The organism is Oleiharenicola sp. Vm1 (assembly GCF_047777955.1).
In the GTDB taxonomy this organism is placed as follows: Bacteria; Verrucomicrobiota; Verrucomicrobiia; order Opitutales; family Opitutaceae; genus Didemnitutus.
In genome coordinates, this window is sequence record NZ_CP180537.1 from 683,858 (window position 1) to 704,680 (window position 20,823).

Annotated in this window: 18 protein-coding genes and 1 pseudogene; 13 read left to right on the forward strand and 6 right to left on the reverse strand. The window is 70.4% G+C overall.

The window, feature by feature from the left end; all coding sequences use genetic code 11:
• Positions 1 to 45 precede the first annotated feature (45 nt).
• Positions 46 to 1,398 carry a 3-oxoacid CoA-transferase subunit B gene (locus ACMYLB_RS03870; RefSeq protein WP_415909662.1) on the forward strand — a complete coding sequence of 451 codons (1,353 nt, stop codon included), beginning with the start codon at positions 46 to 48 and terminating at the stop codon, positions 1,396 to 1,398.
• A 196-nt stretch (positions 1,399 to 1,594) separates the two neighbouring features.
• On the forward strand, positions 1,595 to 2,599 hold the full coding sequence (mgrA, locus tag ACMYLB_RS03875; protein ID WP_415909663.1) for an L-glyceraldehyde 3-phosphate reductase: 1,005 nt from the start codon (positions 1,595 to 1,597) through the stop codon (positions 2,597 to 2,599).
• 26 nt (positions 2,600 to 2,625) lie between these two features.
• On the opposite strand, the gene ACMYLB_RS03880 is transcribed toward mgrA, so the two are convergent.
• From ACMYLB_RS03880 to ACMYLB_RS03890, 3 genes are read right to left on the reverse strand one after another with little or no spacing between them, the layout of a single operon-like run.
• Positions 2,626 to 3,549, reverse strand: coding sequence for a response regulator (locus ACMYLB_RS03880; RefSeq protein WP_415909664.1), 924 nt, complete (start codon positions 3,547 to 3,549; stop codon positions 2,626 to 2,628).
• Positions 3,546 to 5,474 (reverse strand): ATP-binding protein, encoded by a 1,929-nt coding sequence (locus ACMYLB_RS03885; protein WP_415909665.1) that lies wholly within the window; start codon positions 5,472 to 5,474, stop codon positions 3,546 to 3,548. The genes ACMYLB_RS03880 and ACMYLB_RS03885 overlap by 4 nt, the downstream gene beginning before the upstream one ends.
• Positions 5,390 to 7,366, reverse strand: coding sequence for a ligand-binding sensor domain-containing protein (locus ACMYLB_RS03890; protein WP_415909666.1), 1,977 nt, complete (start codon positions 7,364 to 7,366; stop codon positions 5,390 to 5,392). Before ACMYLB_RS03890 ends, ACMYLB_RS03885 begins: the two co-directional genes overlap by 85 nt.
• A gap of 395 nt (positions 7,367 to 7,761) precedes the next feature.
• Between ACMYLB_RS03890 and ACMYLB_RS03895 the strand changes: the two genes are divergently transcribed.
• The 9 genes from ACMYLB_RS03895 (at position 7,762) to ACMYLB_RS03935 (ending at position 15,646) form a co-directional block, all read left to right on the forward strand.
• Positions 7,762 to 9,795 carry a M13 family metallopeptidase gene (locus ACMYLB_RS03895; protein WP_415909667.1) on the forward strand — a complete coding sequence of 678 codons (2,034 nt, stop codon included), beginning with the start codon at positions 7,762 to 7,764 and terminating at the stop codon, positions 9,793 to 9,795.
• Between the two features lie 201 nt (positions 9,796 to 9,996).
• Positions 9,997 to 10,317, forward strand: a complete 321-nt coding sequence (locus tag ACMYLB_RS03900) for a hypothetical protein (RefSeq protein ID WP_415909668.1) — start codon at positions 9,997 to 9,999, stop codon at positions 10,315 to 10,317.
• A gap of 2 nt (positions 10,318 to 10,319) precedes the next feature.
• Positions 10,320 to 10,595, forward strand: coding sequence for a hypothetical protein (locus tag ACMYLB_RS03905; RefSeq protein ID WP_415909669.1), 276 nt, complete (start codon positions 10,320 to 10,322; stop codon positions 10,593 to 10,595).
• Between the two features lie 183 nt (positions 10,596 to 10,778).
• Positions 10,779 to 11,756 (forward strand): D-2-hydroxyacid dehydrogenase, encoded by a 978-nt coding sequence (locus ACMYLB_RS03910; RefSeq protein ID WP_415909670.1) that lies wholly within the window; start codon positions 10,779 to 10,781, stop codon positions 11,754 to 11,756.
• Positions 11,757 to 12,169: 413 nt separating this feature from the next.
• Complete coding sequence (locus ACMYLB_RS03915; protein WP_415909671.1) at positions 12,170 to 12,469, forward strand: hypothetical protein; 300 nt, start codon at positions 12,170 to 12,172, stop codon at positions 12,467 to 12,469.
• Between the two features lie 161 nt (positions 12,470 to 12,630).
• Positions 12,631 to 13,506, forward strand: coding sequence for a DUF692 domain-containing protein (locus ACMYLB_RS03920; protein ID WP_415909672.1), 876 nt, complete (start codon positions 12,631 to 12,633; stop codon positions 13,504 to 13,506).
• A complete protein-coding gene (locus ACMYLB_RS03925; protein ID WP_415909673.1) occupies positions 13,506 to 14,453 on the forward strand; it encodes a putative DNA-binding domain-containing protein in 948 nt (315 codons plus the stop codon). Before ACMYLB_RS03920 ends, ACMYLB_RS03925 begins: the two co-directional genes overlap by 1 nt.
• 161 nt (positions 14,454 to 14,614) lie before the next feature.
• Positions 14,615 to 15,148: a GNAT family N-acetyltransferase gene (locus tag ACMYLB_RS03930; RefSeq protein WP_415909674.1), complete on the forward strand. Its 534-nt coding sequence runs from the start codon at positions 14,615 to 14,617 to the stop codon at positions 15,146 to 15,148.
• Positions 15,149 to 15,175: 27 nt separating this feature from the next.
• On the forward strand, positions 15,176 to 15,646 hold the full coding sequence (locus ACMYLB_RS03935) for a DoxX family protein (RefSeq protein WP_415909675.1): 471 nt from the start codon (positions 15,176 to 15,178) through the stop codon (positions 15,644 to 15,646).
• 40 nt (positions 15,647 to 15,686) lie between these two features.
• Here ACMYLB_RS03935 and ACMYLB_RS03940 read toward each other — a convergent pair whose 3' ends face one another.
• The 3 genes and pseudogenes from ACMYLB_RS03940 to rsgA form a co-directional block, all read right to left on the reverse strand.
• Positions 15,687 to 16,412: a hypothetical protein gene (locus ACMYLB_RS03940; RefSeq protein WP_415911159.1), complete on the reverse strand. Its 726-nt coding sequence runs from the start codon at positions 16,410 to 16,412 to the stop codon at positions 15,687 to 15,689.
• A 29-nt stretch (positions 16,413 to 16,441) separates the two neighbouring features.
• Positions 16,442 to 16,537 (reverse strand): annotated as a pseudogene (locus ACMYLB_RS03945) (hypothetical protein); the annotation flags it as partial.
• Between the two features lie 160 nt (positions 16,538 to 16,697).
• Positions 16,698 to 17,777, reverse strand: coding sequence for a ribosome small subunit-dependent GTPase A (rsgA, locus tag ACMYLB_RS03950; RefSeq protein WP_415909676.1), 1,080 nt, complete (start codon positions 17,775 to 17,777; stop codon positions 16,698 to 16,700).
• A gap of 178 nt (positions 17,778 to 17,955) precedes the next feature.
• Between rsgA and ACMYLB_RS03955 the strand changes: the two genes are divergently transcribed.
• Positions 17,956 to 18,747: a TonB family protein gene (locus ACMYLB_RS03955; RefSeq protein WP_415909677.1), complete on the forward strand. Its 792-nt coding sequence runs from the start codon at positions 17,956 to 17,958 to the stop codon at positions 18,745 to 18,747.
• A 184-nt stretch (positions 18,748 to 18,931) separates the two neighbouring features.
• Positions 18,932 to 20,689, forward strand: a complete 1,758-nt coding sequence (locus ACMYLB_RS03960; RefSeq protein WP_415909678.1) for a PQQ-binding-like beta-propeller repeat protein — start codon at positions 18,932 to 18,934, stop codon at positions 20,687 to 20,689.
• Positions 20,690 to 20,823 lie beyond the last annotated feature (134 nt).

The following is a 20,823-nucleotide window of genomic DNA, read 5'->3' on the forward strand; positions in this document are numbered from 1 at the left end:
TGTGCCGCTGTGGTTCATCCTCCTGCTGCTCCGATTCCCCACGCCATGAGCAAAGTCCACTCCTCCGCCGAGTCCGCGCTGGCCGGCCTGCTCCATGATAACATGACGATCGCCGCCGGCGGCTTCGGCCTCTGCGGCATCCCGGAAAATCTCATCCTCGCGCTGCGTGACAGCGGCGTGAAGGGCATCACCATCGTCGGCAACAACGCCGGCGTGGACGACTTCGGCATGGGCCTGCTCCTCAAGACCCGCCAGATCCGCAAGGTGATGGCCTCCTACGTCGGCGAGAACAAGGAGTTCGAGCGCCAGGTGCTCGCTGGCGAACTCGAGCTCGAGCTCATCCCGCAAGGCACGCTCGCCGAGCGCTTGCGCGCGGGCGGCGCGGGCATCCCCGGTTTCTACACGCGCACCGCGTTCGGCACGAAGCTGGCCGAGGGCAAGGAGACGAAGGTCTTCGACGGCAAGGAATACGTCCTCGAGCGCGGCATCCGCGCCGACGTCGCGCTCGTGAAGGCGTGGAAGGGCGACAAGTCCGGCAATCTCGTCTTCCGGAAAACCGCGCGGAACTTCAACCCGATGATCGCCACCTGCGCCGCCGTCTGCGTGGCCGAGGTCGAGGAACTCGTCGAGGTCGGCCAGCTCGAGCCTGACTCGATCCACACCCCGGGCATCTACGTCGACCGCATCATCCCGGGCCCGCGCTACGAGAAGCGCATCGAGTTCCGCACCGTGCAGGGCGCCGCCGCGTCGAAGAAGGAGACGCCGATCCGCGAGCTCATGGCCCGCCGCGCGGCGAAGGAGCTGCGCGACGGCTACTACGTCAACCTCGGCATCGGCATCCCGACGCTCGTAGCCAACTTCATTCCCGCCGGCATGAACGTCACGCTGCAGTCGGAAAACGGCCTGCTCGGCATCGGTCCGTTCCCGGCTGAGGACAAGGTCGACCCCGACCTGATCAACGCCGGCAAGCAGACGATCTCCACGATTCCCGGCTCGGCGTTCTTCTCCAGCGCCGACTCCTTCGCCATGATCCGCGGCGGACACATCGACCTTTCGATCCTCGGCGCGCTCGAAGTCGCCGACAACGGCGACATCGCGAACTGGATGGTCCCGGGCAGGATGGTGAAGGGGCCGGGTGGCGCCATGGACCTTGTCGCCGGCGTGAAGCGCGTCGTCGCCGTGATGGAGCACTGCGCGAAGGACGGCAGCCCGAAGATCCTGAAGCAATGCACGCTGCCGATCACCGGCAAGGGCGTCGTCAGCCTCATCATCACCGATCTCTGCGTCTTCGAGGTGAAACCAAACGCGGGCGGCCTGCGCCTGATCGAGCTGCACCCCGGCGTGACGCTCGACGAAGTCCGCGCCAAGACCGGTGCACCGTTCGAGGTGGCGCTGTAGGAAGGTTTGGCGCGCGCGGCGTCCCAACGATGTAGGGCGGGGGGACTCCCGACCCCGCCCACTCAGTGTCAGGCGTGTCGGGTTGGAATCACCGCGCGCCACCGTGACGTTGTCTTCATCCCCTTCGGACCGTCCGCGCGTCACCGCGGCAAATCCCCGTTGAGCCGCGCGCGATGTTCGCGCACGCTGCGGCACGATGTCGTCTGCCAGCCCCTACATCCCCGCCCCCAACCGCTACGAAGTCGGCCGCTATGCGCGCTGCGGTCGCTCCGGCCTGAAGCTGCCGCGTCTCTCGCTCGGGCTCTGGCACAATTTCGGCCACGTCGACGCGCTCGAGAACCAGCGCGCGCTGCTGCGCCGCGCGTTCGACCTCGGCTGCACGCATTTCGACCTCGCTAACAACTACGGCCCGCCCCCGGGCAGCGCGGAGGAGAACTTCGGCCAGTTGCTGCGCGACGACTTTGCCGCGCACCGCGACGAGCTCATCATCTCGACCAAGGCCGGTTACTACATGTGGGCCGGGCCCTACGGCGAGTGGGGCTCGCGCAAATACCTGCTCTCGTCGCTCGACCAGAGCCTGAAGCGCATGGGCCTCGACTACGTCGACATCTTCTATTCGCACCGGCCCGATCCCGACACGCCGCTTGAGGAGACGATGGGCGCCCTCGCCGACGCCGTGCGCAGCGGCCGCGCGCTCTACGCCGGCATTTCCAACTATGATGCCAAGCGCACGCGCGAGGCGGCCGCGATCCTCAAGTCCCTCGGTGTGCCGTTGCTCATCCACCAGCCGAAATACCACATGTTCGAGCGCTGGGTGGAGCCGGAGCTGCTGCCGGCGCTCGCGGAGATCGGCGCGGGCTGCATCCCGTTCTCGCCGCTCGCGCAGGGCTTGCTGACGAACCGTTACCTCCAAGGTATCCCCGCCGACTCGCGCGCCGGCCGCGGCGTGTCGCCGTTTTTGCCCACCGATCGCATCACGCCGGAGCTGCTGGCGAAGATCCGGGCGCTGAACGACGTCGCCGTCGCCCGCGGCGCGACGCTGGCGCAGCTCGCGGTGCTGTGGCTCTTCCGCCGGCCCGAGGTCACGACCGTGCTCATCGGCGCGAGCAAGGTCTCGCAGCTCGACGACCTGCACGGCGCGCTGGCGCAGCCGCCGCTCGGCGCCGCGGAGCTGGCGAAGATCGAAGCGGTCCTCGGTTGATCGGGGCGGCGGCGTCCCGCGGCGCGTTATCGCGCCGTCGGCCGCAGCACGTCGTTCGCGCGGGCGGCGGCGGCGAGGCGGTTCTCGACGCCGAGCCGTTCCAGCAGTTGCTCGACGTGCTTGTCGACCGTGCGCGGGCTCGTGCCGAGGATGACCGCGGTCTCGCCGTTGGTCTTGCCCTGGGCGATCCAGTAGAGCACCTCGGCCTGACGCGGGGTGAGTCCGAGCGCGACCAGGTCCGCCGGGCCCGGCGGCGCCGATTCCTCGGCGAGATGGACCACGACGAGCGGTTCGCCGGCCTGGCCGCCGCTGAAGCGCTGCACGAGCAGCGTGCCGGCCGGTCCGACGACGCGATCGCTCGCGAGGATCTCGGCGGGGACGCGTCCGGACGGCGGCTGCGGCAGGTGCTTGTGCAGCAGGTGCGTGGCCGCGAGGGTCTGGAACACCACCCGGCCATCCCCGTCGGCGATGATCACGGCGCGGTCGAGCGAGTGCGCCAGCTGCGCCTCGGCGTCGAGGCGGACGGCGATCTCGGCCTCGAGCAGGGCGTTCTGCCGCTGGAGCTCGCGCCGCGCCGCGCGCAGCTCGAGGTGCGTGCGCACGCGGGCCAGCACCTCCGGCGGATGGACCGGCTTGGAAATGTAGTCGACCGCGCCGGCTTCCAGGGCGCGGACTTTCTGCGCCGGATCGTCGACCGCGGTCATGAACAGCACCGGGATGTCCGCCCAGGAGGGATGGGCGCGGATCTCGGCGAAGGTCGCGAAGCCGTCGCGCCCGGGCATGATGACGTCGAGCAGCACGAGGTCGACCGGCTGCCGCGCGAGCAGCTCGAGCGCCCGGGTGCCGCTCTCGGCCATGAGCACGCGCAAGCCGGCGCTGTGCAGCGATTCGAGCACGATGCCGAGGTTCGCGGGCGTGTCGTCGACGACCAGGACGGTGGGGCTTTTCATGCGAGGGCGGAGCGGAGCAGCTGGCGGACGCGCTCAAGCTGATAGGAAGCCGCGGCGGTTTCAACCTGACTCAGCGTCTCGTCCGCGGCGTGGCGGCGGCGGGCGGCGGCCACGGCCGCGCGCAGCGCGGCGATGTCGCCGCTGTCGGCGAGCGCGAGCAGCTGCTCGAGCGTGGCGCGGGCGGGCGGGGCGAGGTCGCCGCCGGCCGCCGCGGGCGCGGGGCCGTAGTGCCACTCGAGCCGCAGCAGGCGCGTGAGCAGTTCCTGGAGCTGCGTTTCGGCGAAGGGCTTGGGCAGGAAATCCGGGCAGCCGATCGCGGCGGCGGCGGTGCGGTCGAAGGTCAGCACCGAGGCGGAGGTGAACACCAGCGGTAGCGCGCGCGAGTCGCCCCGGGTGCGGAGACGGCGGGCGAGCTCGAGGCCGTCCATGCCGGTCAGCTTCACGTCGAGGAAGGCGAGATCGGCGCGCAGCTCGCCCGGCCCGGCGGCGAGCATGGCCTCGGCGCTGGCGAACTCCGCGACGGCGAAGCCGAGCGGCGTGAGCAGGTCTGCGAGCAGCGCGCGGTTCACGGCGTTGTCGTCGACCACGAGGATGCGGCGGCGCGGGCCGGCGTAGCCGGTGACGGGCCGGGCGGACGGGGCCGGGACCTCCGGCGGGAGGGCGGCGGGGAGCGGAAGGGCGAAGGTGAACCGGCTGCCGCGGCCGGGCGCGCTCTCGAGTTGGAGTTCCCCGCCGAGCAGCTGCACCAGCCGCTGCGTGATGGCGAGGCCGAGGCCGGTGCCGGGCTCGGCCGGGCGGTCGCGGCGCGCCTGTTCGAAGGGCTGGAACAAGCGCGCGCGATCCTCGGCATCCAGGCCGACGCCGGTGTCGCTGACGGTGAAGCGCCAGCGATCGGTGCGGGAATCCAGGGCGGCGTCCGCTCGCTCCACTTGCAGCGTCACGCGGCCCTGCGCGGTGAACTTCACGGCGTTGGAGAGGAGGTTGTCGAGGATCTGGCGGAGCTTCTGCGCGTCGCCGGTGACGTGACTCGGCAGGTCGTCCGGCGTCGCGAGCGCGAAGGCCAGGCCGCGGGCCTGGGCGGCCGCCTCGTGGGCGACGGCGAGCTCGCGCAGGAGCTGGCCGAGGTGGAACGGCGCGTCGTTCCGCTCGATCTTGCCCGCCTCGATCTTCGAGAAATCGAGCACCTCGTTGATCATGCGCAGCAGGTGAAGGCCGCTGGCGTGGACGATGTTGACCCGCTCGCGCTGGCGGCCGGCGACAGCGTCGTCCTTGAGCAGCACCTGCGCGTAGCCGATGATGCCGTTGAGCGGCGTGCGTAGCTCGTGGCTCATGTGGGCGAGGAAGGTGCTCTTGGCCCGGCTGGCGGCCTCGGCCTCGTCGCGGGCGGCGGCGAGCTCGCCGGTGCGCTGCTGCACGATGCGCTCGAGTCGCGCCTGCTCGCGCCGGGCGGCGGCGAGGCGCCCGCGGACGAAGGCGGCGATGGCGGCGAGCAGGGCGACGGCGTAAAGCGCGTAGGCGAGCGGCGAGCGGTGCCAGGGCGGGGCGACGGTGAAAACGAGCCGCGCGACTTCGCTGACGGTGCCGGTGGCGTCGACGGCGCGGGCCTCGAGCGTGAAGGGTCCGCCCTCGAGGTTGGTGAAACGCACGCGCGGCTCGGCCGTCAGCTCGGACCAGCGGTCGCTGAAGCCGAGCAGGCGCGTCTGGAAGCGCAGGCCGTCGAGCGCGTCGAAGCGCGGCGCCGCCAGCTCGGCCACGAGCGGCTCGCGCGAGTAGCGCAGGGCGAGCGGGGCGCCGTCGCGCGGGAGCGGCACGAGGCGGCCCTCGGCCTGGAACGAGCGGATCAGCGCCGGCCACGCGCGCGGCGCGGCGGCCGGCCGGCTGAGATCGAGGCGGATGGCGTTGTTGTAGCCGCGCGCCCACAGCACCGGGCCGCGGGGGTGTCGTCGAGCCACATCACGGCGGCGCCGGAGAAGCCGATCTCGCTCAGGGCGTCGGCCGGCGCGGATTGCCAGGTGAGTTTGCCGCCGTCGGCGCGGAACCGGCCCAGGGCGGAGGCGGCGACGATGGTCGAGTCGCGGAAGAGCGAACCCCAGGTGTCGGTGCCGTTGACGAGGGTGGGGGTGAACAGTGGCGCGGCGGAATCCGGCAGTGCGAAGCGGTCCTCGGGCACGAATGCGCCGCGCTGCGGATCGAAGCGGCGTTGGCCCTTGTCGGTGAAGAACACCGGGCCGCCGACGCCGGGCGTGACGTTGGTCCACACCATGTTTCCCGGCAGGCCCCGGCCGTTGAAGAACTGCTCGGGCACGAGGGTGGAGACGTCCGCCGTGGTGTCGGCGCGGGGCAGCCGCCAGAAGCCGCGGTTGTAGGTGCCGAGCCAGAGCGAGCCCTCGTCGTCGAGGACGGCGGTGTGCGCGTCGCCCAGCGTGCGCAGGTCGGCGCGAGTGTGCCAGCCGGTGGCGTCGTGCTCGACGATGACGAGGCCGGATTGGGCGGGCAGGTAGAAGCGCCCGGGGACGCGCGGCGAGGGCAGGAGGCCGAAGGGGGAATTGGCGCGGCAGTCGACGACCAGTTCGGGGCGGTCGTCTTCGTCGAACTGGTAGAGCCCGGCCTGGGCGGCGACGAGGAGACGGCCCCGGTGGGAGGCGAAGCCGAAGATGTGCACGACCTGGTCGCTGATGCGGGCGAAGCGCGCGGGCGCGCCGTCGGCGGTGGCGGGCTCGAGGCGGTAGAGGCCGTCGTAGGTGCCGGCGTAAAGACGGCCGGCGTGGCGGCCCCAGGCGTCGACCGTGCCGGGTGTCGGGCCGTTGGTGGCGTCGAAGACCGTGACCGGGCTGTCGATGGCGAGGCGGGCGAGCCCGGAGTTGAAGCCGACCCAGAGACCGCCGTCGCGGTCGAGGGCGAGGGAGATGACGCCGTTGTCGGCGAGCCCGGTCGAGCGGTCGAAGCGGCGGATCCTTCGCAGGTCGGGCGACAGCACGACCAGGCCCTGCGCCGCGGTGGCGACGGCGATCTCGCCGCTCGGCAGGCGGAGCGCGTCGTTGATGCGCGTGCCGCGCGCGATGTCGTCGAGCGGGCCCGGCAGGGGCGCGGCGGTGCCGGTGCGCGGATCGAAGACGTAGGCGCCGCCGTGGGTGACGACGAAAAGCACGCGCCCGTCGGGCAGCGGCGCGCTGGCGGTGCGGGCGGAGCCGCGGAACGCCGGCGCGTCGCTCACCAGCGTGCGCCGGCCGCCGGGCTCGAGGCGGAACAGGCCGGTGCCGGCCACCAGCGCGAGCATCTCGCCGCCGACGCGGTGCAGCGAGACGCCGCCGGGCGTGGGATTGGGCCAGGCGGTGAAGCGGCCGTCTTCGCACTGCACGACGCCGCGCGGGCCGGTGATGTAGGTCCGCGGCCCGTCGGTCACGACGGCGGCCGGGCCGAAGGGCAGCATCTCGGCGGGGAGCTGGTGGCGGACGGAGTGATAAACACGTCGGCCGCTGGCATCGGGCAGGTAGTAGCCGACCTCGTCGTTGCCGCCGGCCCAGAGTTTGCCGTCCGCGCCGAAGGCGAGGCGATAGACGAGCGACGTAGGCGCGGGCAGGTGCGTCCAGCGCGCGCCGTCGAATTCGATCACGCCCTCCTGGTTGCCGAGGTAGAGGAAGCCCTCCGGGCTCTCGACCAGGCTGAAGGCCTGCGGGTGGCCGCGGTAGTCCGTCGGCCGGAAGTCGCGGAACACCGGCCGGCCCGCCTCCTCCTGCGCCCGGATGCCGGGCAAGGCAGCCAGCGCGGCGAGCACGCAGGCGCCGGCGAGGCGGAAGCGGAACGGGTGGGGCGACATCACCGCAGCGTGGTGGGCGCGCCGGTGCGGGTCAACGGGCGGAAGCCGGCCTACGTAGTCTTGCGCAGGGCCGGCTCAGCCCAGGCCGATCGCACCGGGCGGCGCGGACCACCGGGAAGCGTCGCTTGCCGGCGCCATCGGGCGCGTGGGGGCTGAAATCGACGGCGGAACCGGCCAAGGCCGACGCGGCGGAATGCGGCGCCCGGGCGGCGACGCCGGAGCGAGACCGCCGGTTTTTCGTCCGAAGAGTGGCCCGCGGCGGCAAACCGGCCGGCGGGACCGCGGATGGCACCCCACCGCCCGCCGTGGGGATTGCGGCGTTCGTCGTGGCGATTCGCCCGCTGGTCAGGGCGGCGTTGCCGCCCGTCCCGGCGCGGACCTAGCGTGGAGCCTTCATGAACCAACCCCGTCTCTCCCTGGCCGCGCTCGGCGCGGCGTTGCTGCTGCCGCTTGCCGCCACCGCCGCGGTCGTGCCGGCCGCCGACCTGAAATTCTCCCCGGCGCACATGGACCGCTCCGTGGCCCCCGGCGTCGACTTCACCAAATACGCCAACGGCGGCTGGGCCGCCCGCACCGAGATCCCCGCCGACAAGGCGCGCTGGGGCTCGGGCGACATGCTGGGCGAAAACAACTGGGCCCGCATCCGCGGCATCCTCGAGGACGCCGCGGCGAATCCCGGCGCGCCGGGCAGCTCCGCGCAGAAGGTGGGCGATTTCTACGCCTCGGCCATGAACACCGCGGCGATCGACGCCGCCGGCCTCAAGCCGCTGCAGCCCACGCTCGACCGCATCGCCGCGATCCAGTCCGTCGACGACCTCATCGCCGTCGTGGCCGACGCGCACCTGCACGTCGGCGGGCCGCTCTTCGGCACGTTCATCTACGCCGACCTGAAGGACAATTCGCAGATCCGCTTCTACCTCGCGCAGGGCGGCCTGAGCCTGCCGACGCGTGACTATTACTTCGACGAGAAGTATGCGAAGTTCCGCGACGCGTTCGTCGTGCACGTGGCGAAGATGCTCGAGCTCGCCGGCGCCACGCCCGAGGCGGCGAAGGCCGATGCGGCCACGGTGTTCGCGCTGGAGAAGGCGCTGGCCGAGGTCTCGAAGGCCCCGACCGAGCTGCGCAACCCGCTCGAAAACTACCACAAGATGACCCGCGCCGAGGCCGCCGCCGCGATGCCGGGCCTCCCGCTCGAGCGTTACCTGAAACTGGCGCTGATCCCGGACAGCCAGCAGGAGATCATCGTCATGCAGCCGAAGTTCTACGCCGCGCTCGGCACGATGCTCGCGCCGCGCCTCGGCGAGTGGAAGACCTACCTCCGCTACCACGCGATCAAGGACTCGGCCAACTTCCTCGCCGCGCCGTTCGAGGAGGAGAACTTCCGCTTCTTCAGCAAGGAGCTGAACGGCACGCCCCAGCCCGAGCCGCGCTGGCAGCGCGTCGCCCGCCGCATGGACGGGCTCGTCGGCTACGCCGTCTCCGAGCTCTACATCGCGAAGTATTTCCCGCCCGCCGTGAAGGCCCGCCTCGACGCCATGGTCGCCCTGATGAAGGAGGTGCTGCACGACCGCATCCAGAACCTCGAGTGGATGACGCCCGAGACGAAGGCCAAGGCGCTCGACAAGCTCGCCTCCTACCGCGTGCTCGTCGGCGCCCCGCCGAAGTGGCGCGACTACTCCGGCCTCACGATCACGCGCGACAGCTTCTACGCCAACGTGAACGCCGCCGCGTTCTTCGAGACCAAGCGCCAGCTGGCGAAGTTCGGCCAGCCGTTCGACCGCGACGAGTTCCTCGCCTCGCCCCATCAGGTCAACGCCTACAACCAGCCCTCGGCCAACCAGCTCGTGTTCCTCGCCGGCATCCTCCAGCCGCCGTATTTCGACGCGGAGATGGACGACGCGGTGAACTTCGGCGCCATCTGCGCCGTCATCGGCCACGAGATCACGCACGGCTTCGACGACCAGGGCCGCCTCTACGCCGGCAACGGCAACCTCAGCGACTGGTGGACGACGAAGGACGCCGAGGAGTTCAAGGCCCGCGCGCAGAAGCTCGTCGACCAATACAACGCCTACGAGCCGCTCCCCGGCCTGCACGTCAACGGCCAGCTCACGCTCGGCGAGAACATCGCCGACCTCGGCGGCGTCTCCATCGCCTACGAGGCGCTGCAGCGCTCGCTCCAGGGCAAGGAGCGCAAGCTGATCGACGGCTTCACGCCCGAGCAGCGCTTCTTCCTCGCCTGGGCGCAGGTCTGGAAGACGAAGACGCGCGACGAGCGCATGAAGTTCTACCTCCAGGCCGACGTCCACTCGCCCGGCGAGATCCGCTCGTTCGCGCCGCTGCGGAACTTCCAGCCCTTCTACGACGCCTTCGGCATCAAGGAAGGCGACCCGCTCTGGCTGAAGCCGGAGCTCCGCGCCAAGATCTGGTAAGCTCCGTTGTCCGCCCGGGCGCCGCGTCCCCGACGCGCCGCCGCCCGGTCCCGCCCGCGACGTCCGTCGCGGGCGTTTGCTTTCGGGCCCCGGCGCCCGTCGCGTTCCGGCCTTGAGCGCGGGAGCCGCTTCTGGCTTCCTTCGTCCCGGGCCACCCGCGGCGGGTTTCGCCGCGCGATTGCGGATCGGAGGCATGTCCCCATGAAGTTCTCCCGGATTCTTGCGCCGGCGCTCGCGCTGGCGGCCGTGGCGCTGGCCGCGGCCGAAGTTCCCGACCGCGCCCAGATCGTGCGCGAGCGCGACGCGATCCTGGTGCGCATCGCGGCGGTGCTGGAGGAGCGCCACCACACGGGGGCGGTGGACGACGCCGCGCTGTTCGCCGCGCGACTGGCGCTCGCGGAGTTCCGGGCCCGGGCGGAGGCGGGATTGGCCGACGAAGTCGAGCGGCTGCGCGCCACCGACGACCTGCTCGCCGCCCGGCAAGCGCTGGCCGAGTGGCAGGCGCGGGAGGGCAAGGGCTGACGATGGAAATCGTCTTCCTTTTCCTCCTGTTCGGCTTCGTGGCCTTCGCGGTCGTGGCGGCCTGGCGCGCGCGACGCGGCGCGGACCGCGGCGGCGATGCGAGCGGCCCGGCCTGGGGCGTGCCCACTGCGGCCGACGATCTGCTCCGACCTCATCCCGGCGCAGCGGCCGATGCGCACTGCCAGCACAGTCACTCCGGCGAGTGCGGCCCGGAATGCGGCTCCGCTGCGACCGGCGACGACAACGGCGGCGCCGAGGGCGGAAGCGGCGGCGACTGAACCTCCGCGCCGGGGACGGGATGGCCGCGACCCGGTGCCCGCCGTCCGCTCGGATGCGACGAACGCGGGTTTTTTCGCGACGAAAAATGGAACCCGGATGAGTTCGAAAGAACTATGTCCTGCTTCGCGCTTGCGGGCACGCCGCGGCACCGTCGTCATGAAGTCCCTCGTTTCTGCTTCCCAATGAGCCTCACGGTTTGGGCCAACCACGAGCTCCGTCCCGGTGCGCGTGAACTTTTCTACGACAGCCTGGCGCGCCTGGGCTGCCGCGTCATCCAGTCGGCGAAATCCTCGCGCTCCGTCCTCACGCCGGGCGAGCCCGATCCGACGCTGGCCGAGGCCGACATCGCCTACGGGCAGCCCGATCCCGACGAGGTGATGCGCTGTCCGAAGCTCCGCTGGGTGGCGCTCTCCACCGCCGGCTACACCCGCTACGACCGCGACGATTTCCGCGCGGCGATGCGCGCGCGCGGCGCGCTGGTGACCAACGCCTCCGGCGTGTTCGCCGACCCGTGCGCCGAGCACGCGTTCGCGATGATGATGGCCTTCACCCGCGAGCTGCCGCGCTACATCCTGAACAAGCAGGGCGCGCGGGAGTGGAATTACACCGAGGGCCGCTACTCGATCGAAACGCTGCAGGGGAAGACCGTCGTCATCCTCGGCTACGGCGCCATCGGACAGCGGCTGCGCGACCTGCTTGCGCCCTTTCGCTGCCGCGTGATCGGCGCACGCCGCGCGCCGCGCGGCGACGAGGGCATCGAGATGCTGCGCGACACGGAGGTCGCCAGCGTGCTGCCGCTGGCGGACCATGTGGTGAACTGCCTTCCCGACGCGGCCGGCACGCGGCGGTTCTGCGACGCGGTGTTCTTCGCGCAGCTGCGGCGCGGGGCGTATTTCTACAACATCGGCCGCGGCTCGACGGTCGACCAGGACGCGCTGCTCGCGGCGCTGCACCGCGGACAGGTGCGCGGCGCGTTTCTCGATGCGCTCGACCCGGAGCCGCTCCCGCCCGAGCACCCGTTGTGGGTGGCGCCGAACTGCCACATCACGCCGCACCTCGCCGGCGGGCACCGCGAGCAGGACGAGAGCCTCGTGCGGCATTTCACCGGCAACCTGCAGCGGTTCGTCAGCGGCCTGCCGCTGCTGGACCGGATCGGGTGAGCGCGCGGCGCAGCGCCCTGAGCGGCGGGTAGATTTTCCCGCCCGTCACGGCGAAGGCGCTTCGTCGCGAGCGTGAGATCGGCGAGCTTGCCGGCATCGGCGGTGTCGCGGTCCATCTCCATGCCGACCAGGCGCGCGGCCATCGCTGAGCCGGCGGGCGTGGAGCAGGAGCGTGACCGGGGCGGACGCGAGCAAGGGTGGACTTCTCGCGTGGCGCCGGCGGTTCGTCGCAAAGGGATTGGCGGCCGGCCCGGGGTCGGGGAGGATGCGTCCGTTCCCGTCCGGCGAGCGTAATTTTTCGGGAATAACTCCACGCCCCACGGCTCAAACCCGCCATTACTCCACGCTTTTGTTGTCCGCCCCGGCACGGTGCCGCGCGGCGGCCGGCAAACTACAACCCCCAGATCACGACCATGAACAAATCCACCCGCTCGATCATCGCGGCCGCGGCCATCGCCGGCCTCTACGCCGGAGCCCTTGCCCTCAAGGCCTCCGCTTCCACCAACGTCAACGCCGGCACCCAGATCGTCGGCGACGAAAAGGGCAAGGACTCCTGCAAGGGCAAGGACGGCTGTAAGGGCAAGGACGGCTGTAAGGGCAAAGACGGTTGCAAGGGCAAGGACGGCTGCAAAGGCAAGGATGGCTGCAAGGGTAAGGATGGCTGCAAGGGCCACGACAAGAAGGACGACAAGAAGGACGAGCCGGCCAAGTAAGCTCGTTGCCGACGGGTGGATTGAATCCGCCTTTTAAGGTGTGTCTCAGCGGAGACCGGCGCCGATGCGCGTCGGTCTCCTTGCTTCGGAAGGTTTGCTTCGCCCTGCGCTCGCGCCACGCTCCGGACGCAGCGCTCAGCCCGCTCTCCCGCCTCCCCGCAATGCCCGCGAACAAGTTCAACGGTTACACCGACTACGGCATCGGCATCGGCCTGCGCGTGCCGCACTACGACCACATCCTGTCGGAGCAGCCGACGGTCGACTGGTTCGAGATCATCTCCGAGACGTTCATGGTCGACGGCGGCCGCCCGCTCGAGGTGCTCGACCGCATCCTCGCGCAATACAAGGTCGTCCAGCACGGCGTCTCGCTCTACCTCGGCTCGACGGATTTTCCCAACCGCGACCACCTGAAGAAGCTCAAGGCGCTGACAAAGCGCACGAAGACGCCGTGGATTTCCGACCACCTCTGCTGGGGCAGCGTCGACGGCACCGTGTCGCACGACCTGCTGCCGATGCCCTACACCGTCGCCGCCGCCAAGCACGTCGCCGCCAACATCCGCTACGCGCGCGACTACCTCGAGCTGCCGCTCGCGGTGGAAAACGTCAGCTCCTACACCGAGTTCCACGCCTCCGAGATGACGGAGTGGGAGTTCCTCGCCGAGGTGGTGGAGCGCGCGGACTGCGGAATTCTCCTCGACGTGAACAACATCTATGTCTCGTCGAAGAACCACGGCTTCGATCCCTACGATTACCTCAACGCCATCCCGCACCACCGCGTCGCACAGATGCACGTGGCCGGGCACACGAAGTTCGAGAAATACATCCTCGATACGCACGACCACCCGGTGCTCGACCCGGTGTGGAAGCTTTATGCGCACGCCACCAGGCTCTGCGGCGTCACCGCCACGCTGCTCGAGTGGGACGACAAGATTCCCTCCTTCCAGGAAGTGCATGACGAGGCGCTGAAGGCCAACGCCTACATCGCCGAGGCCCGCGCCGCGCTCGGCGCCCGGCCCGCGAAAACCGCCGTCCGCTGATGCCCCGCCGCGCCGCGAAACTTCCCGTCGCCCCGCTTTCCGCCCGCTCGCGCGCCGAGCTGCGCGCGCTCCAGCGCGCCACGCTCGCGGTGGTGATGAACCCGCTCACGCGCGCCAATCGCACCGCGCCGCGCCTGCGCGACGGCCGCGCGACCCGCCGCGCCGTCGCCGCGATCGCGAAGCCCAACGACCGCCTGACCGCGCTCGAGCGGCTCGAGATCTACAACCGCATGTATTGGTTCCGCGTGCTCGACAGCCTGCACGAGGACTGCCCCGGACTGCGCGCCGCGCTCGGCGAGCGACGCTTCCTGCGGCTCGCGGAGGCCTTTCTCCAAAAACATCCCTCGCGCTACTGGACGCTCCGCGACCTGCCGCAGCGGCTCGCGCAATTCATCCGCGCGCAACCCCGCTGGACGGCACCGCACACCGACCTGTGCGCGGACCTCGCGCGCTTCGAGTGGGCGCAGGTCGAGGTCTACGACGGCGCGGCGTTCCCGGTCTTCACGATCGACGACCTGCTCGACGCCAACCCCGCGAAGCTGCGGTTGAATCTCCAGCCCTACCTGCAGCTGCTCGAGCTGCGCTATCCGGTCGATGACTACCTGATCGCCATCCGCAAGCGCGAGGCGCTCCTCCGCGGCGACGCCTCGAACGCGCCGACCGCGCTGCGCGTGCGGGCCGACAGCAAGGTCCCGCGTCCGCGCCGCGCGCCGTGCCGCGTCGCCGTGCACCGGCACGAGGGAAAATCTACTTCAAGCGCCTCGAGCCCGCGGCGTTCAAGATCCTCGCCGCGATCCGCGCCGGCCAGCCGCTCGAGCGCGCGCTCGCCGCCGGCATCCCGAAGGCGAGGCGCCCGCGCGGCGATTGGGCCGCGACCGTGCAGGGCTGGTTCCGCACCTGGATGGAGCTGGGCTGGTTCTGCCGGCGCTGAACGCGCCGCCGGATGACGAGTGGCGCGGGAGCTGATTTTGCGTATTACGCAAAATTGGCCTGGGACGGAACGCGAGGTTTCCGAACGAGCGGCATGCGGGCGCGTGAAGCGGAAGGTCGAACGGCGGCGGCGAACGGGCTCGCGGCGCGGCGGATTGCGCGGCAAGTTTCTGCGACGATGACTACGCCTCCTGTCACGCTCCGCCAGTGGCGCGACGACGACCTCGACGCGTTCGCCGCGATGAACGCCGATCCGGAGGTCATGCGCTTCCTGCCCGCGCCGCTGACGCGCGAGGAGTCCCTGGCGACGCTGCAGCGACTGCGCGACGCCATCGCCGCGCGCGGCTGGGGGCTCTGGGCGGTCGAGTGCGAGGGCGAGCTCGCGGGCTGGACCGGGTTGAACCCGCCGGCCTGGACGGCGCGCTTCACGCCCTGCGTCGAGGTCGGCTGGCGGCTGCGGCGAAAGTTCTGGGGGCGCGGCCTCGCCACCGCCGCGGCGACCGCGGCGGTGCGCTACGGCTTCGAGGAGCTGCAGCTGCCCGAGATCGTCTCGTTCACCGTGCACGCGAATGAGCGCTCGTGGCGCGTGATGGAGCGGCTCGGCTTCACTCGCGATCCGGCGGACGACTTCGACCACCCGCGCCTGCCGGAGGGTCATCCGCTGCGCCGGCACATCCTTTATCGGAAGAAAAATCCCGCGCGCCGGGAATAGCGCGGGAGGCAGCGGCTCTGATTCACCATGAATCTGCGCACCCCGCTCGACACCTTCGACCGTCTCGCCGCTCACCTGCAAACGCCGCTGCTCTTCGTGCTGCGCGCCTACTGGGGCTGGTCCTTCGCCCAGACCGGCTGGGGCAAGCTCACGCATCTCGACCGGACGACAGAGTTCTTCGCCTCGCTGGACCTGCCCGCGCCGAAGCTCAACGCCATCGCCGCGGGCTCGACCGAGTGCCTCGGCGGCGTGCTGCTGTTCCTGGGCCTGTTCGCGCGGCCGGTCAGCGTGCCGCTGACCTTCACGATGCTCGTCGCCTACGTGACCGCCGATCGCGAGGCGGTGCAGGCGATCTTCAGCGACCCCGACAAGTTCACCAGCGCGGCGCCGTTCCTGTTCCTGCTCGTGGCGTTGCTCGTGCTCGCGTTCGGCCCGGGCCAATGGTCGCTCGACCATTGGCGCGCGTCCGTCGCGGACAAGAAAAAGGGCGCAGCCTGAGCTGCGCCCCCGATGGAAGGCCGCGGGCGCGCGGCGCGCCTCACGCCTGCCGCGGCCCGACGAGCTGCTCGTAAGCGGCAGCGAGCACGGCGTAGAAATACGGGGCGGTGAGGACGTAGCCGATGAGCAGCACCACCGTGCCGAGCGAGGAAAGGATGGCGGCCACGATCACGAGGAGGAACATCATGAACCAGTTCGCCGTGATGACGCGGCGGCTGACCTCCATCGCCGGCCAGAAGTCGAGCTTGTGATCGAGGATGAGCAGGAAGGTGAAAAGGTAGGCCACCGCGAGGTAGATGCCGGGGAGGATGAGGCAGATGACGCCGAGCACGATCAGCACGACGGACACGAGGCTGCCCAGGATGAGCGGGCCGGTCATGGAGCTGAAGCCGACGAAGCAGTCGCCCAGCTCGGGCCGCTCGCCGCGCAGCTTGCGCACGAAGAAGAGCTGCAGGCCGCCGGTGAGCAGACCGGTCAGCAGCAGGCCTGCGAGCGGGATGAAGTTCACCGCCGCGAGCACGAGCGTCATCACCAACGTGACACCGACGAAGGTCCAGTAGTCGGTCTTGAGCAGATCGAGGCCGCGGCTGAGCGCGCCGCCGAAATCGAGTTTCGCGCCGCGGCCGAGGAGGGCGTCGGCGTAGGCCTTGGGGTCGAGGCTGAGCGCGGGACTGGCCCCGCTGGGCGTCCGGCTCCCGGCGTCGGCGCGGGGCGGGGAGCGGCGAAGGCGCTGGAAAATTCCGGCAGCGAGCCGAGGGTGCTCCACGCGGCTTCGCCGTCGCGGCGCGCCTGCGTTTGGGCGTTTGCGCGTCCGCTCGCGATCCACTCGCGCAGCTTGTCGGCCGAGACCGGCCCGTATTCCTTCCCGTCGGCGCCAATGATGGTGAACATGGTGCGCCCATTCTTCAGGTTGCGGCCGGCGCGTCAACGGCACGCCGGTGAGCGGTTCACCCGGGGGACAAGCGGGAGGCGCGGCCGCTCCGTCGGCGCCGGTCGCGTGGCCGTGCGGGCAAGACCCGGGCGCTGCGGGACGCGACCGCGCGCCGCGCGCTCACTCGTCGCCGCGCTTCTCGCGCACGCGCTGGCGGAGCTGCTTGGTGACCTTCTTCCACTCCGTCTTGTGCTTCTGCGAGGCGCGGCGGTCGACGCGGCGGACCTCGAAGGCCGTCTCGCGCTGGAGGCGCTGGTAGCTTTGCCAGCGGGAGGGATCGAGCGAGCCGTCGGCGAGGGCGGCGCAGACGGCGCAGCCGGGCTCGGTGGTGTGCGAGCAGTCGGTGAACTTGCAGCGCAGCGTCAGCTCGCGGATGTCGGCGAAGACATCGTCGACCGCCTCGTCGGCCTGCCACGGCTGCAACTCGCGCATGCCGGGCGTGTCGATGATGAGCACGCCGTCGGGCGAGACGACGAGCTCGCGCAGGGTGGTGGTGTGGCGGCCCTTGCCGTCGACGGCGCGGACCTCCTGGGTGGCCAGCAGCTCGTCGCCGACGAGCTCGTTGATCAGGGTGGATTTGCCCACGCCGGAGGAGCCGAGGAAGGCGACCGTGGTGTGCGGCCGCAGCCACTCGCGGAGCGGCTTGGTGCCGCCGCGCTTGAGGGCGCTGGTGACGGCGATCGGCGTGCCCCGGGCGATGACTTCGACCTCGGCGCGGAGCGCGGCGGCTTCGCGGGTGAGGTCGGATTTGTTGAGCACGACGACCGGCTGCGCGCCGCTGGCGCGGGCGGCGGCGAGGTAGCGTTCGATGCGGCGGAGGTTGAAATTGGCGTCGAGCGAGCTGACGAGGAAGACGGTGTCGACGTTCGCGGCCACGACTTGCTCGACGTCGCGCTCGCCGGCGGCCTTGCGGGAGAACTTTGTCCGGCGCGGCAGCACGGCGTGGATAAGGGCGCGGGTGTCGTCGCCCGGCAGCGGCTCGATCGCCACCCAGTCGCCCACGGCCGGCATGTCGGAGATGGCGGTGGTCTCGGCCAGGAACTTGCCCGTGCACTGGGCCAGGCGGGCGGTGTCGGGGGTGGTGACTTCCCAGAAGCCCTTCAGCTGGAGCGTGACGCGCGCGGCCTGCAGCCCCGCCGCGGCGTGCGGCGCGAAGGCGGCGGCGAGTTCGTCGGTCCAGCCGAGGTCGGCGAGGGTCATGGCGGGACAGGGTTGGCCCGCGCGCGGGGCGGCGCAACGCCGCACTTACGGGCACCGCGGCGCCTGCGTAAGTCGCGCGTTGATTAGCCTTTTTGGGGTATTGCGTCGCTTCAAGACATGCGCACCCTTGCGCAAACGATGCAGGGGCCAAATAGGCTATTAGCCGTATGATAGGTTCATGCTCGACACGATCCACGCACTGCCAGCGACGGACGTCATGAAACGCCCCGCCAAACCCCTCCCCGCCTCCGTTCTCGCCAGTCCGCGGTTCGCCCCCGGTTCCTGGCGCTACTATGGGTGCACCAACCCGCGCGGCACCCTGATCATCGCCATCCTGGTCTCGGTCGGCCTGCACCTGACTTTCCTCTACGGCTTCAACAAGAAGCCGAAGGTCGTAAAAGCCGCCGCCCCGGTCGAGGAGATCATCCAGATCGCCATGCCGGACCTGAAGGAGGAGGAACCCGACAAGGTCGAGGAGCTCAGCGACTCGTCCGAGGACCAGACGCCCGCCGTCGCGGTCCCGCAGCTGGCCGACGTGCCGTCCTCGGTCTCCGTCTCGACCTTCGTGCAGCCGTTGCAGGTCGCCCCGCAGATCGCCGACAACCTGAACGCCGCCAAGGTCGCCAAGATCCCGCTCAGCGCCACCCGCGCGCAGAAGATCGCCAACCTCGGCAAGGTCTTCGAAATCTCCCAGCTCGACCGCCCGCCGCAACCGATCGCGCAGCCCGCGCCGACCTTCCCGTATTCGCTCCGCCAGCAGGTCTCCGAGGCGAAGGTCACGCTCGAGTTCATCGTCGACTCCAACGGCGACGTCGTCGCCCCGATGGTGACGGACACCAGCCACCACGGCTTCGATGACGCCGCCATCATCGGCGTGTCGAAATGGAAATTCCGCCCCGGCATGAAGGCCGGCCGCAAGGTCAACACCCGCGTCCGTCAGGTGATCAACTTCACCATCGGCGACGAGTGAGACGGTTCCGCTTTGCCGGGCAAGGGGAGAGCTACGCCCCGTAGCCCGGCTCGATTGGCGCGCGACCCCGCGTAGTGTTTTCCGCGGGGTCGCGTCGTCTCGTCCGGCCCGCCCGCGCCTACGCAGCCCTGCGTATTCGCGGCCGACGCCGAGCTGCTAGGATGGGCGCGCACGATTGCGCCTCATGAAAAAGCTCCTCCTGCCCCTCGCGGCGTGGCTGCTCGCCGCGCCCCTGTTCGCCGCCACCGCCGCGAAGCCGCTCTGGACCCAGCCGCTCGGCGCCGACGCCAAGTGGTATCAGCTCACCGCCGCGGGCACGCTCCTCGTCGGCACGCCCGACGCCCTGCTCTCGGTCAGCCCGGACGACGGCAAGGTCCTCTGGAGGCGCGCCGACATCGCGAAGTCCACCCGCAACAACGCGGTCGAGATCGCCGGCACGCCGTGGATCGTCGCGAACAATTTCGCCGGCCTCGGCAACAGCAAGGTCACCTTCCAGGCCCTTGACCTCCTCACGGGCGAGACCGTCTGGAAGACCCCGCAACTCTCCGGCCAATACCTCGACACCCTCGCCGTGCCGGCGCAGGGACTGGTCATCTTCGTCGTCCAGACGTGGGAGGAGAAGGACAACGGCATCTACCTCCGCGCCCACGACCTCGCCACCGGCGCGCTGAAGTGGGCGACGAAGTTCTGCAAGTCCAACGGCATTCCGCTCCATCTCGCCGACGGCAGCGGCAAGTTCATGCCGACGATGGACCTCTCCGGTTACCACGATCCCGTGATCGACGGCGACGAGATGTTCCTCGGCTACCTCGGCATCCACTGCGTCGACCTCCACACCGGCGCGATCAAGTGGGGCGTCGAGTTCCCGCCCGGCGCCAAGGGCCTGAAGAAAACCTACGCCCCGCTCCGCCTCGACGGCGACCGCCTCTACGGCGCCGGCGGCGGCAGCGTCTGCGCCATCGACCGCCGCACCGGCCGCCAGCTCTGGAAGAGCGAGCGCATCTCCGAATACGCCGGCCTCTTCAAGGCGCGCGACAACGCCATCGTCTCCCAGCTCGAGATCGTCGACGGAAAGATCTTCGCGCGTTTCGGCGGCAACTTCTCCGACGGCAACCAGGTGCAGCTCCGCGAGCCGCTCGGCGTGGTCGTGCTCGACGCCGCCACCGGCAACCCGGTCTACAAGGACCAGAAGATCGAGGGCGGCCTGACCAACCTGCTCGTGCTCCCCGAGGCGCACGCGGTGATGTTCGCCGACGGCAAGGAGCTCGTCGGCCTCTCCACCACCGGCGCCACCGTCACCGAGTCCTTCCGCGTGCCGATCGAGTTCAAGCGCAAGCTGGGCGGCGGCGATGTGGCCAAGATCGGCCTCGGCCTCACCGGCGGACTCATGGGCACGATCAAGGCCGTCAGCTCCACCAACAAGGCGCGGCTCGACGTCCCCGTCGCCATCACGCGCCAGAACGGCCACATCGTCGTGCAGGGCAAGCAGCACCTGCTCGGCTTCGACCCGCTCGCCCGGCAGCAGAAATGGTCGCTCTACTACGCCGCGCCGAGCGACGCCTTCGCCACGCTCGCCATGTTCGCCGTCACCGCGCTCGCCTCCGCCCAGGGCAACATGCAGGTCGCGCAGAACGGCGGCATCATGAACCGCGGCGGCCAGCAGGGCATGAACAACATCCAGAGCGCCCTCGACCGCTACAACGCCTACACCGAGAAACGCGCCGCCCAGGCCGGCGGCTCGAAGGCGACCGAGGCCTACACCTACATCGTCACCAAGCTCCCCAAGTCCGGCCTCGGCCTCTACGGCGTCAACCTCGCCACCGGCGCCACCGACCGCGAGCTCCCGCTCGGCGCCAAGGATCCCGACTACCTGGCCGACGAGCGCACCGGCCGGATCTACTATTTCAAGGGCCACGACACGCTCGTCGCCTACGCGTTCTAAACGCCCGGCGGAACCTCCGGCTCCGCCCCGCGTCAGACGCCTCGAACCCGTTGTCCTGAACGCGAGCGGGAGACATACGCCCGCCAGCTCAGGTGAACAAACTGCGGCCCTGCTCTCCGGTGTTCGGAGGCGGG